This window comes from Streptomyces sp. NPDC000229, assembly GCF_040300825.1.
Taxonomy (GTDB): Bacteria; Actinomycetota; Actinomycetes; order Streptomycetales; family Streptomycetaceae; genus Streptomyces.
This window is the reverse complement of the sequence record NZ_JBEPEL010000008.1, coordinates 1-11,723: the sequence shown is the minus strand read 5'-3', so window position 1 is coordinate 11,723 and position 11,723 is coordinate 1. Positions and strand designations below refer to the sequence as shown.

Genomic DNA, 11,723 nt, shown 5'->3' with positions numbered 1-11,723 from the left:
GCCAGCTCACTCGCCGACCGCCGGCCGTCGCCCCTCCGATGGTGTGGATGTGCGAGAACCCGACCGTCCTCGCGGCGGTGGCCGACGCCCTCGGCCCCGCCTGCCCGCCCCTGGTCTGTCTCCAGGGTCAGCCCTCCTCCGCCGCCCTCACGCTGCTCCGAGGGCTGCACGAACACGGAGCGACCCTGCACTTTCACGGTGACTTCGACTGGGGCGGCCTCCGGATCGCCGGCGTCCTTCACCGCCACGTCCCGTGGCGGCCCTGGCGCTATACGGCTGCCGACTACCGCGCCGCCGTGTCCCGCAACGCCTCACCCCCTCTGTCACCGCTCATCGGCGCCCCGACGGAGACCCCCTGGGAACCCGCGCTCGCGGCGACCGTCGCGGAACTCGGCGTACGCGTCGAGGAGGAGAGGGAGCTGGAGTTGTTGTTGTCCGACCTCGCGTGAGGTGGATTGGCACTCGGGGACAGGCGTTGCGCGGGCCCGGCGTGGCGTTGCGAGTCAGATCTTCTCGGCGATCACGCGTGGGTGGTCGGTGGTGAGCATGGTGATGTCCTCGACGTCGGACGTCAGGATCGTGACTCGGCCCGGCTGGGCGAGGGCGGAGGCGCAGAGCATGGCGTCGATGGCGTACTTGTGACCGTGCAGCCCGGCCGCGTGCAGCAGAGCGGTGGCGGACTGGGCGAGGGCCTGGGTGACCGGCTCGACTCGGAGCCGGGACAGCGTCCACTTCAGCGCGGCGTCATTGATCCTGGAGTGGATCACCTCGACGAGCACCGCGGCTGAGGTGCTGACGGGCAGGTCGGCGTCGCGGGCGGCGGTGAGCCATTCGTGGACCTCGGGGTCGCGCTGCACGGCCTTGGCCAAGCTCTCGCTGTCCAGGATGAGGGCGCCGCTCATGTGGCGGCCCCGGCCCCGGAGGAGGCGCTGCCGGTGAGCTTGGCCCGCTTGGAGGCCACCGCTTCCGGATCGGCGGGGCCGTTGGTCTTGTCGAAGTCGGCGATCAACTCGTCCGGGTTGTCGCGCTCGATCTGCCGTTGCGCGGCCTTCTCCAGGTACGCGGACACACCCCGCTTGCCGACCCGCTCACGGATCGCTCGGAGGGTGCCGGCGGTCAGGGAGACGGGAGACGCCGCTGCTGGGGCCGTGGCCGGGGAGGAAGTCGGTGTCGTCTGTCAGCCATGGCGCGAGGATGGCATTTTTGAATGCCATAGGCGGGATCCGTGCTGGATCTCCGTTGTCGCCGAGCCGGGGTTGCTGCGAGCAGCGGGGCAGCTTTGACGCCCGGCATGGTGATTCAGACGGCGACAGCCCTTCTGGCCGGTTCCGGCTGCCCCCCTCGGGCGCCGCAATTCAACCGTCGAGGTTGTTGTTGGCTTCCGGTGATGAACCAGACCCCGGCATCCTCATCGGCCTCCCGAGCGCCGCTTCTGGCCACCGGACGGCATGCCGGCCGTCCGGCTCCCCTGATGTGATCCTGCGTCAGCCGCCTGGGGGTCCGGACCGCGGGCAGATCAGAGCTGGAACTCGGCGGGAGACACCCCCAGCACTGTGCAGGCATCCCGGATGATCGTTTGCTCGGCCTGGGAGAAGTCGCCGTCGGCCCCGGCGATGACGATGCCGGTCTGGATCACCGCCCTCGCCTCGGTCGGCTTTTTGGCGGTCTTGGCGATGTCCTGCATCGCCTCGGCCTTGCCCTGCTGGAAGTTGTGCGTCAGCTGGTCCACATGCTTGTTGAAGCGCTGGCGCAACTGCTCCGGCGGGAAGTTCTGCAGCACCTCATTGCTGAGGATCATCGACTCGACGTGCTGCCGCTCGGCCGGGTCCACATGCCCGTCCGCGGCCGCGACCAGTGCGCACATCGCCATGCTCGCGTCCCGGTAAGCACCGCTCTTCAGCTCGGTCTTGAGGGAGCCGAGCTGCGTCTTCAGTGTGCTTACCAGCTGGGCGCGTGGACCACCGCCGGACCCTGCGCCGCGGCTCGGTCCGTGGGTCGCACCGCCCCCGCGCTGGGCCTGCTGCAGATTCTTGGCCTGGTCCTTGAGTCGGTCCCACATAGCCATCGACGTCACCTCGGTATTCCTCTGCGTCATCGGTCGCGATTCCGCTCTCGCGTTCACCTGACCAACGGCTGCCTCCGGGCAAAGGTTCCGCAAAATACACTGGCCCGCCCCCTGCCGGCTTCAAGGCAGTAAGGAACCGGGCGGGCAAGTCTGGCAGGCAAAGGATCACTGCCGTTTCCTGGGAACCGCCGGCAGGTCCCTCGTCGGGTCACGAGGTCGTGGCCGCCGTCGGTACCGTGCACGAGACCCTGCCCGCGCCGCTTGCCCACCGCCCGGACGTGGCGGTGCTGGATGTCCGAATGCCGCTCGGGTTCCGCGACGAGGAACTGCGTGCGGCGCTCGGGCTGAATAATATCCGCGCTCGCGAGGGGAGAGTTCAACGGACCGTGCAGTGGGAGCTGTTGAAGCAACGGTCGGAGGGCATCAAGCCCGAACCGGTCACCGGTGAATCGGTGACCATCGGCCGCCGCCACTACCCCGTCAAGCAAGTCGGCCAGGTCATCACCCGCCGGGACCGCCGTGACTTCAGCGCCGCCGAAGTCCTCCGGGCCATGACTCAGCTCGGTTTCACGTGCCGCTCCCTCCCCACGGCCGCACCCGTACGCATCCTCAGCTCGCTCCAGCAGGCTTCCGCGATGCTCGGCACCCCCAGGCTGGACGAGCCAGCCAGGACCTCCGACACGTTGCCTCCGTACGACCTCGGGAGCCAGCCGACCCGTGACGACAGCGCCACCGCTGACCACGGTCAGGGACATCTGATTGCTCTGCCCGGCCTCCACCAGGGCAGCGACATCAACGAGCAGCTCGTCAGGCTTCGACATCAGCACCGATCCTCTTCACCGGTCGTTCCGTCCCCTCGACCGGTCCCGTTACCGAGCGAGAAGTACGGTCACCGTCTTTCCGCCAGAGGCCCGGCGGGTGACCGCGGTCGCTCTGGCGAGACGGTTGGCCAGTGGCAAGCCGAAACCCCCGGTACCGCCGTTCAGGTCGGGGGCGCGCATGCGCGGCGCCTGCGGGCTGGGGTCATGAACGGCCACCTCGATACAGCCCGGGTGTGCGGTCAGGCCCAGGGTGCAGGTGTCACCGCCGTGGCGCAGGGCGTTGGTGCCGAGCTCCGAGACGACCAGGACCACGGTATCGGCGGCCTCGGCTGCTGGCGCCGGGACAAGACCTTCGAGGGGCTCCCGTGCGCTCTCGCGTGCGATGGCGACGGACCCCGAGGGGTGGGCGGTTGGGACTCACCAATGCCTGCCCCGCCTGCGCGGGCTCGTGCCCCGGCCTGTGGCGGGTAACCGGGCGTTGGCTGTCTTTGCGCCTGCCCGTGTCACTGTTCGAGGTCGATTATCTCACCGTCGAACATACGGAAATCTATGTTGGTCAGAGTAGACATTGGGTGGTGTTGTGGTTATGGTTTCTCTCGTAGCCCAGAGAGACCGCAGGGCTCGGCAGAGACGAACTGCCGGCAGTATTACCCGTAGTTGCAGTTCGCAGGACGGTGCGGTGACGGAGTTTCGAAGCCAGGGTTGTTGTTGCAGGACGGCGACGGGACTGGTGACCGGACCGGGTGGCCCGCAGTGATGGGGGGCCGCCGTGAGCAGGACCCGTAAGTGAGTGCAGTTAGCAGTACCCAGCAGTGAAGTCAGTGAGCAGTACCTCGGTGAAGGCGTCGGCTGCGGGCGCGCGCACCGGGAGGTTCGGCAGCGGGGTTCTAAGCCAGAGCAGACGCAGGATGGGCAACGGGGCTGGCTGCCGAAGTGGCGCTGTGAGAGGCCACAAGCAGCACGCAACACCAGCAATACAAGCGGTTCGCAGTTCCCGCTTGGTAAGTGATTGATCCAGAGGGAAGAACGGAGGAGCCGAGCGCCATCAGGATCGCCTGGGCGGAAGTCTTGAGCCCGGGTACCGCAGGACATCGATAGTGAGGTGGTCTCCGGTCACGCATCCGCGATCCCCGCACCCCCGGCAACATTTCGATCGGGCGTGCGGAACTGGAAGGCCGGCGCAGTATCAGGGCCGGTAGATGGTGTAGCAGTTCCTTCGGGGCCCTGGTGCCGGTACCGGCACCAGGGCCCCTCCACGCGTTTCACAGAGAGGTGCAATGACCGCAGACGACTCGTACGGCCGTCTCGACGACGACGACTACCCCGCCTACACCATGGGCCGGGCCGCCGACATGCTCGGCACCACCCCCGCCTTCCTCCGCGCCATCGGAGACGCCCGCCTCATCACCCCGCTCCGCTCCGCAGGCGGACACCGCCGCTACTCCCGCTACCAACTGCGCATCGCCGCCCGCGCCCGGGAACTCGTCGACCAGGGCACCGGCATCGAAGCCGCCTGCCGCATCGTGATCCTCGAGGACCAGCTTGAGGAAGCCCAGCGCATCAACGCCGAATACCGCCGCGCCGCCGAATCATCCAATCCGATGCCCGCAGCGTGAGATGAGCGTGCCCGCCGGCAATGGCGGGCACCGCACGCACAGTCCCGGTGTCGGCGTGATCGTTTACGTGGTGACGTCTGAGGACAAGAACCTGTGTCCCACGACGCCGCTGAAGCCGAACGCATTCACGTCGCCTCAGCGCGTGGAGAATGTCGTGAAGACGGGCTGCCCTGCGGATCACGAGGTGACGATGCAGGGGAGAACGCTCACTCGGTTGCCGCTCTGCTGGAGCGGGCGGCCGACCTGGCCGAACCGATCAAACCCAGGTTGCGTGGCTGGCTTCATGCCGGAATGGTCCCCGCCGCGCTGATCGCAGGCATCGTGCTCATCTGCCTGGCCCGCACCCCCTCAGGCGGCCCTGGCCTGCGCCGTGTACTCGGTCACCGCCTGGCTGCTGTTCCTAACGAGCGCCATCTACCACCGCGGCACCTGGGGCCCGCTCGGCGAGGCTCTTCTGCGACGCCTCGACCACGCAAACATCTTCCTCATCATCGCAGGTACCTGCACCCCCCTCGCCGTGCTCCTCCTTCCGGTGGAACAGCGGTCCATGCTGCTGTGGATCGTGTGGACGGGTGCATTGGCGGGCATTGCATTCCGGGTCCTGTGGGTCGCAGCTCCGCGCTGGTTGTACACCCCGTGCTACCTGGCCCTGGGGTGGGCACCGGTGCGCTACCTGCCCGGCTTTCTGCACACCGGCGGAGCGGCCGTACTCGCCCTGATCGTGGCCGGCGGTCTCCTCTACAGCGCGGGCGCGGTCGTCTACGCCCTCCAGCGCCCCGACCCCTCGCCCGCTGGTTCGGCTTCCACGAGGTGTTCCACGCACTGACCGTGGCAGCATTCACCGCGCACTACATCGCCATCTCCCTGGCCGTCTACTGACCGCGACGGGCTGGGCGACCGCCGAGGCATCGCCCACGCGCGAAAGCCGTTTGCCCTTCCGGCCTGCAAGTTGGCTGCTCTCCGGGGTGTGACGTCCCGTAGGCAGGTAAGGAGGGAGGAGCGAGAGAAGGACGAGACAGCGGTCTTCAGCCGACCTGTGACAGAGGGGGCCCCGTGTTCGAGGCGGAAGACGTCAGGGAGTGGCGTGGTCACAATGTGGTCGACCACGAGCGGCACAGGATCGGCGTCCTGGAGGCGGTCTACGTCGACACGGCCACGGACCAGCCCGCGTTCGCGACGGTCACGGTCGGCCTGCCGACCCGGCACCGGCTTGTGTTCGTCCCCCTGGGCGGCGCGACGGTCGGTCCCGGGTATCTGAAGGTCGCCTACGACAAGAAGCAGGTCAAGGAAGCGCCTTCGATGGGCACGGACGGCGAACTGCTCGCGGAGAACGAGAAGACGGTCTTCGCGCACTACGAGCTCGCCTACCGAACGGGTGCGGGCGGCGAACGTCGCCTCGCCCGCCGCTGATGCCCCACCAACTTCCCCCACCATGAGGTGACACGGATGGCTCTCTTCTTCCTGCTGGTCATCGTGGCCATCGTGCTCGGCATCATCGGAGTGGTGGCGAAGGGCCTGTTCTACCTGTTGGTCATCGGTGTGGTGGTTTTGGTCGCCGACTTCGTCCTCCTCGGCCTGCGCCTGGGCCGCCGCCGCAGGAACCCGCCCCGGTGACGCGGCCACCCCGGGCAGAGCACCCCGCTTCGCCCGCCCAAGGTGACCGACCACAAGCGGGGTGTCGGAGCGGTCATCGAGTCATTGCCCCGGAGTGGTCCGCCCCGTCCGAGAGGGGGCGGAGGCGTCGGCGAGGTCGGCGCCGGTGTCGGCGTCCCGCCGGGAGTGGCCGACGCCGTGCCAGTCCAGGCACATGACGGTCGCGTCGTCCTGCAGGTGGCCTTGGTTGGCGTCGACGACCGCCGCGATGAGGGTGCGGGCGGCCTCGCGGGGATGCAGCGCGCGGGTGCGGACGATCAGGTCGGGCAGATCGAGGCTGGTGGCGTTGCGCTCCAGCATGCCGTCGGTCAGCATCACCAGCCGGTCGCCCGGCTGCAGGTCCAGCGACTGGACCCGGTAGGTGTGGGGGACTTGGAAGCCGAACGGCATATCGATCTCCGGACTGACCTCCCGCACCTGTCCGTCCCGCATCCGAAGCGGCCAGGGGTGCCCGGCGTTGATGAACTCGGTCTTGCCGTTGATCAGGCTGATGCGCAGGAGCTGGCCGGTGACGTAGCTCTGGCGGCCGTGCTGGCGCATGGCCCGGTCGGCCTGGCGGGCCTGTTCGGCGAGGTCGGCACCGGCCCGCCGTGCCCGGCGCAGGGCACCCACCAGGAGAGTTGCCAGCAATGCGGCGTCAACATCGTGCCCCATGGCATCGGTCACGGAGAGCTGGACCGTGTCCCGGTCGATCACGTAGTCGAAGGTGTCACCCCCGACGTGGTCGGCCGGCTCCAGCGCCCCGGCCACCGCGAACTGCGCCGCCTCACACGCCAGCGACGCCGGGAGCAACCGGTGCTGGATCTCCGCGGCCAGACTCAGCGGGCTGGTACGGCGGCCCCACTGGTACACGTCGGTGAAGGACCGGTTCGCGATGACGATGTACGCCAGGGCGTGCGCGGTCTCGCCGACCTCCCGCATCACCTCCGCGTTCGGTGCCGACGGCAGGAACAGTTCGAGGAGCCCGATGGCGTCCCCGCGGTTGGTCACCGGGGCGACGATCCGCACCAGCGCGCCCTCGCCGTGGTCCTCCACGCTCGGCCGCTGGGTGCGGATGACGTCGTCGTACAGGGTGCCCCGCAGTCTGATGCGCCGGGCGGGTTCATCGGTGTCGACGCTGCCCGCCGCCCCCAGCCGTACGACCGAGCCGCCGGTGAAATCGGTGATCAGGAACGATACCGACGCGGCCCCGAGGCGCTCCTTGAGCATGCGCGCCACCACGTCAAGCGACTCCACGGGCGCCGCGGTCTCCGCCGCCGCCAGCGCCCCCGCCAAGGTCATCGCCCTGCCCCGGCCGGCCCCGCTCTCAGGAGTGCGAGGGGTAGCCGCACCGTCCCCGTCAGCTCCACGTACGGCCACGGCGACTCCTCGCTGCTCGCTGACTCTCAGGGCTCCGTCCCGGTTGCGCGAGGGGCCGGCGCCAAGCCCGGTGCCGGGCAGATGTCACATTGCACCACAGGGCCCTGAACGGATGCAGCTGCCGGCCGACCGGCCGTCGAACGGCCCGGCATCGGCGCCACGTGGGGTTTTCCCGAGCCTGGCAGCCACCCGGCCACCAGGGTTCATGTCCCACCGGCACCGGCGGCGACCCATGGTGCTCCCCGGTGTTCCGCTCCAGGGTGCTCCATGATGCGGACACAACCGCTGCGCTTCCGGACGTTCTCAGGTGCCCCGGCTCCCGCCGGGACGAGGTCCTCAGGAAGCTGCCGTTCGAGAATGCGGCGGGGATGAGCCCGGACAGCATTCCTGGTCGTGGAGCTTGGCCATGGCGATTGACCACGCGTTCATGGACCCGATCGCGAACCCGGTGCAGGTGAGGGAGACGAAGAGCATCGCCAGGCCGGGCTGGTCAGCCGCTGCCCCGGCCCGCCGACCATGCTCGTCGGCTGCGCGGGACGCCGGCACCGGGTGGGCGGTGCACAGGCGACGGTGGCGGTGCCGACGAGACCGAGGGTGGCGGTGACTGCCGGCGCGAGGGACGGGCTGTACTCGGAGGCGAGCGCGGCGTGCCGCAGTCGGGGATTGGGCAGCACACTCGACCGGAACGCCCGGTCCCAGGCCTCCAGGGGCGGCGTGGCCAGCCGGCGGCGACGACCGCCGTGGCGAGGGCTGGCCTTCCTTGGGGCCCGACGACAAGCAGCCGCCGGAAGCGCGGAGTTGAGCAGGCGACGGGTCGATGCGCGGCGATCTGTCCGTGGCGGTCCATCAAGCGTCCCTTGACCGGCTGTGGCTGCGCGAAGGGCGGCCCGTAGAGCCCTGAGCAGCCCGCCGAAGGCGACGCTGCCTCAGGTCCGAGTGGGCTCAGTGCTGGTGGTGGCGCGAGGCGGTGGCGTGGGTGGTGTGGTCTCCACGGCGGGTCGCGGGCGGGACCCGTATGGCGGGGGTGCGGCGCGGTGGCAGGAGGGCGACGGCCGCGCCGAGGTCCTTGGCCGTGTCGTGCACTTCGCGGTGAGGAAGTCGATCCGCCGGCCGAGTGCGGTGAGCCGGGCTGCGCGGTCTCCAGTGCGCTGGCCAACCACCCTGCAGCCCCTATGAGGACGGTTCGCCCCGGGGGCTCGGTCGTGGCAGCTTTCGCCCTTGCGGTGCACCGGAGACAACCAGTCAATCTATGGCCAGATATCTCCATCACCTGCGCCTTTCTTTACATGACTCACACAAGTCACCCCAAGTGTGACCTTGGTATTTGCACTCCCGCGCGACGAGAAACCGGCGCAACTGCATTGCCGCGGCGCTGGTGGACCACCGACCCGAGACCTTGCCGGAGCCCGATCCCCTGTGGCTAAGTTGAGCGCCGCGCACCTGGGAGGGGGCCTGACCACCCCGCCACCTCGGGCGCATGTCATGGGCGGCCGGGTAATACGCCGCCACGGGGGAGGGACGCATCGTCATGCCGCGACACCGGCTCACAGTGAACGCCGCCTGATCACCGCGATCCGCCACCTCTGGCTCCGCGCCAAGACAGCGGGTTGAGCTGCGCGAAGTGGCGCCGCTTTCTCCGGGCGGTCGCCCTCGCCTGCGCTTGTTCACTACCAAGGATGGACTTTGCGATTCAAACCGGGGTTGTTCAACCCCAGATCACGCTCATCGACCAGCCTCACCACGGCCATCACCTCCGTCGTCGCCCTGGGCGTCCTCGGTGGTCTGGCCGTCCGGCCCGACCTGGCCAACCGCGACGCCGAACCGCCCATGGCCACGGTGGGCGACTCGTACGACGGCCATAACACCAAAGTCGCCGAACAGCTGCGTGAGGATCAGTGCGTGGCCGCTGAGGCCCTGAGCAAGGGCGGGCCCAACGTGTTCGCCCTTGCGCACGAGGCCATGACTTTGCCGCCCGATCAGCTCCACAAGAAGCTCGAACGGGACGTCTTCAGTGACAAGACCCCGCTGCACCTGGCCTACAAGGCGGACGGTGAGGGGAAGGACCAGTGGGTCGACAAGGTCAACAAGCAGGGGCAGGCGTGGACGGGCGCCACAAGTGGCCTGGAGTCCTACCCCGACGCACCGAGCGGCGCGAACGAAATCTTCTGGAAGATCGGGCTGCTCCCTTGGCTGTACCAGTCTTACTCCGATCCCATCGAGGTGTTCAACCCCTTCTACGACCCGTCGCCCACTGCTGACGACAAGACGAAGGCAGCGGCGCTCGCGATCGGCGACCCGCAGTACGCCACCGGAGGGACACCGCAGGAGCAGCAGGCATGGGCGCTGTGGAAGAAGAACTCCGGGAAGATCGAACCCAACCAGATGTTCGTTCCCCGGGTGTTCGCCGATGACGCGCGCATCTTCCTGGCGTCGGGCGGTTTCCCCCGAACCGCCCCGGCCGCGGGCACGCCGGAGTTCCGGATCGCGGTCGAGGATCTGAAGGCGCGTTACGCGTCGTGTGCGTGGCGCGACCCGATCGACCCGAACCGGGTGCTCGGCAAGGAGGTGGCGCAGGCGTCCACCGAGTGGCAGCAGGAGATCGCCGCCCAGGCCACGCAGCGTCAGCAGATACTCACCGCCGGCAAGGACGCCACGAAGGCGTTGCAGGACGGCACGTTCGCCCTGGGCCAGACACTTGGTCAGTCGTGGCTCGCCGACTACTACACCCGCTGGCAGGACTACTGGTCCGCGGGCGGTGTGGGATGGATCGGTGAGAGCCCTGTGACGATCGAGGTCCCGGGCGCCGGCGGCAACTGCCTGGACGTCCAGGGCGGTGGCAAGACCAACGGTACGCCGGTCCAGATCTACACCTGCAACGGCGGCGCGGCGCAGCAGTGGACGATCGAAGGCAGTGAGAGCGATCTCCACCTGCGCAATGTCGGTTCGCTCAAGTGCCTGGACGTGGCCGGGAACGCCTCGGCGAACGGCACGAAGATCCAGATCTCGGACTGCTACAAGTCCAAGGGCCAGTCATGGAAGGGCGACGTCCGCGCCTCCTCGCCGCTGAAGAGCCTGTCCACGGGCAAGTGCCTGGATCTGAGTGCGTTCACCAAGAGCACCGATGCTCGGCTGTGGGACTGCAAGGATTCCAGTGCGCAGAAGTTCCTGATCAAGCCGTCGGGCCACAAGGGCACCGACAGCCTGTCGTATCCGGAGAAGGCGCAGTTCGACAAGGCGAAGAAGGGCATCACCGACACCCAGACCGCGGCGAAGAAGCACGTGGCTACGCTCAAGGCGCAGTTGGAGAGCGCCAAGAAGGCGGCCACCGCGTCCGACGCCGCCCAGCAGGCGGCGTATGGCATCGCGGATGCCGCTGGTGCCCCGCGGGGTCGTGGCCTTCTGGTCGCTCAGCAGAAGGCCCAGGTGACCAAGGGTGCCGTCGCGGCGTTGACGGCGATGGTGAAGGCTGCCGAGACCGCGGAGGCCGCCACCCGTGCCGCTGCCGGTGACAGTGCGACGATCACCCAGCGCGCCCTGGCGCAGGCCGCGCAGGTCAACGCCGAGTTTCGCAAGGAGGCCGCGCACACGGCGGAGTTGCAGGCCAAGGCCGCAGCGGACGCGGCGAAGCTGCACCGGGACAACGCCAAGAAGGACAAGGAGACTGCCGAGGCCAAGCTCGCCGTCTCGCTGAAGGCGGAGGCGGACGCGAAGGCGGCCGCCGCCGACGCGCACGCCAAGCGGCTCGCGGCCGAGGCCGAGGAGAAGACGGCCAAGGCGGAGAAGGAGACCGCCGCCGTCAAGCAGGCCGATGCGGCCCAGCACAAGCAGACCGCGCAGGCCGAGGCGGCGAACGCGAAGGACGCCAAGGAGAAGGCGGAAGCCGCCGAGGCGACCGCGGTCGAGCGCAAGAACGACGCGGTCAAGGCCCGTGACAACGCCGGCGATCTGCGGGACGACGCCTGGGACGCCGCGCAGAAGGCGGATGCCGCCCGCGCCAAGGCCGATGCGAAGGAGGCGTTCGCCCAGGCCCACGAGTCCGACAGCAATGCCAAGGAGTCCAGGACCGCGGCGGATGCGGCGTCCGCGCACGCGGACGACGCCGAGGCGGCCGCGGGCCGGGGCGATGCCCTGGCGGGCGGGCCACATGCCGTTGAGCCGGAACCAGCCGGCGGCGGTGACGGCCTGGAGCAGGACCAGCGGGAGCAGCAG

At 68.9% G+C, this 11,723-nt stretch carries 10 protein-coding genes and 4 pseudogenes; 7 read left to right on the top strand and 7 right to left on the bottom strand.

The window, feature by feature from the left end:
* Positions 1-47: 47 nt before the first annotated feature.
* Entirely contained in the window at positions 48-449 is a 402-nt protein-coding gene (locus ABT360_RS06965) for a DUF2399 domain-containing protein (RefSeq protein ID WP_351811903.1), read from the top strand.
* Between the two features lie 54 nt (positions 450-503).
* Here the strand turns inward: ABT360_RS06965 and ABT360_RS06960 are convergent, their stop codons facing one another.
* The 3 genes and pseudogenes from ABT360_RS06960 to ABT360_RS06950 all read right to left on the bottom strand — a co-directional run bounded on the left by ABT360_RS06960 (position 504) and on the right by ABT360_RS06950 (position 2,065).
* The gene (locus tag ABT360_RS06960) at positions 504-902 is read right to left on the bottom strand and encodes a PIN domain-containing protein (protein ID WP_351811900.1); all 399 of its coding nucleotides are present in this window, start codon (positions 900-902) and stop codon (positions 504-506) included.
* Positions 899-1,214 (bottom strand): annotated as a pseudogene (locus ABT360_RS06955) (hypothetical protein). Before ABT360_RS06955 ends, ABT360_RS06960 begins: the two are co-directional and overlap by 4 nt.
* Before the next feature lie 302 nt (positions 1,215-1,516).
* Positions 1,517-2,065 carry a tellurite resistance TerB family protein gene (locus ABT360_RS06950; RefSeq protein WP_351811897.1) on the bottom strand — a complete coding sequence of 183 codons (549 nt, stop codon included), beginning with the start codon at positions 2,063-2,065 and terminating at the stop codon, positions 1,517-1,519.
* Between the two features lie 386 nt (positions 2,066-2,451).
* Between ABT360_RS06950 and ABT360_RS06945 the strand changes: the two are divergent.
* A pseudogene (locus ABT360_RS06945) lies at positions 2,452-2,715 on the top strand (SCO5918 family protein); the annotation flags it as partial.
* On the opposite strand, the pseudogene ABT360_RS35345 reads toward ABT360_RS06945, so the two are convergent.
* Both ABT360_RS35345 and ABT360_RS06940 read right to left on the bottom strand, forming a co-directional pair.
* Positions 2,697-2,886 (bottom strand): annotated as a pseudogene (locus ABT360_RS35345) (hypothetical protein); the annotation flags it as partial. The pseudogenes ABT360_RS06945 and ABT360_RS35345 sit on opposite strands and share 19 nt — an antisense overlap.
* A gap of 48 nt (positions 2,887-2,934) precedes the next feature.
* The gene (locus tag ABT360_RS06940; RefSeq protein WP_351812173.1) at positions 2,935-3,270 is read right to left on the bottom strand and encodes an ATP-binding protein; all 336 of its coding nucleotides are present in this window, start codon (positions 3,268-3,270) and stop codon (positions 2,935-2,937) included.
* Between the two features lie 893 nt (positions 3,271-4,163).
* Here ABT360_RS06940 and ABT360_RS06935 point away from each other — a divergent pair.
* The 4 genes and pseudogenes from ABT360_RS06935 to ABT360_RS06920 all read left to right on the top strand — a co-directional run bounded on the left by ABT360_RS06935 (position 4,164) and on the right by ABT360_RS06920 (position 6,116).
* The gene (locus ABT360_RS06935; protein WP_351811895.1) at positions 4,164-4,502 is read left to right on the top strand and encodes a MerR family transcriptional regulator; all 339 of its coding nucleotides are present in this window, start codon (positions 4,164-4,166) and stop codon (positions 4,500-4,502) included.
* Positions 4,503-4,793: 291 nt separating this feature from the next.
* A pseudogene (trhA, locus tag ABT360_RS06930) lies at positions 4,794-5,381 on the top strand (PAQR family membrane homeostasis protein TrhA).
* Between the two features lie 174 nt (positions 5,382-5,555).
* On the top strand, positions 5,556-5,912 hold the full coding sequence (locus ABT360_RS06925; RefSeq protein ID WP_351811892.1) for a PRC-barrel domain-containing protein: 357 nt from the start codon (positions 5,556-5,558) through the stop codon (positions 5,910-5,912).
* Positions 5,913-5,948: 36 nt separating this feature from the next.
* Complete coding sequence (locus ABT360_RS06920) at positions 5,949-6,116, top strand: hypothetical protein (protein WP_351811889.1); 168 nt, start codon at positions 5,949-5,951, stop codon at positions 6,114-6,116.
* A gap of 81 nt (positions 6,117-6,197) precedes the next feature.
* Here the strand turns inward: ABT360_RS06920 and ABT360_RS06915 are convergent, their stop codons facing one another.
* Both ABT360_RS06915 and ABT360_RS06910 read right to left on the bottom strand, forming a co-directional pair.
* Positions 6,198-7,436, bottom strand: coding sequence for a PP2C family protein-serine/threonine phosphatase (locus tag ABT360_RS06915; RefSeq protein WP_351811886.1), 1,239 nt, complete (start codon positions 7,434-7,436; stop codon positions 6,198-6,200).
* Between the two features lie 1,020 nt (positions 7,437-8,456).
* The gene (locus tag ABT360_RS06910) at positions 8,457-8,597 is read right to left on the bottom strand and encodes a hypothetical protein (protein ID WP_351811884.1); all 141 of its coding nucleotides are present in this window, start codon (positions 8,595-8,597) and stop codon (positions 8,457-8,459) included.
* Between the two features lie 600 nt (positions 8,598-9,197).
* Between ABT360_RS06910 and ABT360_RS06905 the strand changes: the two genes are divergently transcribed.
* Positions 9,198-11,723, top strand: a 2,526-nt coding sequence (locus ABT360_RS06905; protein WP_351811881.1) for an RICIN domain-containing protein, incomplete at its 3' end; no start/stop codon positions are given.

Coding starts and splice junctions, on each gene's coding strand:
- ABT360_RS06965 (WP_351811903.1), top strand. CDS start 48: ATGTGCGAGAACCCGACCGTCCTCGCGGCGGTGGCCGACGCCCTCGGC.
- ABT360_RS06935 (WP_351811895.1), top strand. CDS start 4,164: ATGACCGCAGACGACTCGTACGGCCGTCTCGACGACGACGACTACCCC.
- ABT360_RS06950 (WP_351811897.1), bottom strand. CDS start 2,065: ATGGCTATGTGGGACCGACTCAAGGACCAGGCCAAGAATCTGCAGCAG.
- ABT360_RS06920 (WP_351811889.1), top strand. CDS start 5,949: ATGGCTCTCTTCTTCCTGCTGGTCATCGTGGCCATCGTGCTCGGCATC.
- ABT360_RS06960 (WP_351811900.1), bottom strand. CDS start 902: ATGAGCGGCGCCCTCATCCTGGACAGCGAGAGCTTGGCCAAGGCCGTG.
- ABT360_RS06915 (WP_351811886.1), bottom strand. CDS start 7,436: ATGACCTTGGCGGGGGCGCTGGCGGCGGCGGAGACCGCGGCGCCCGTG.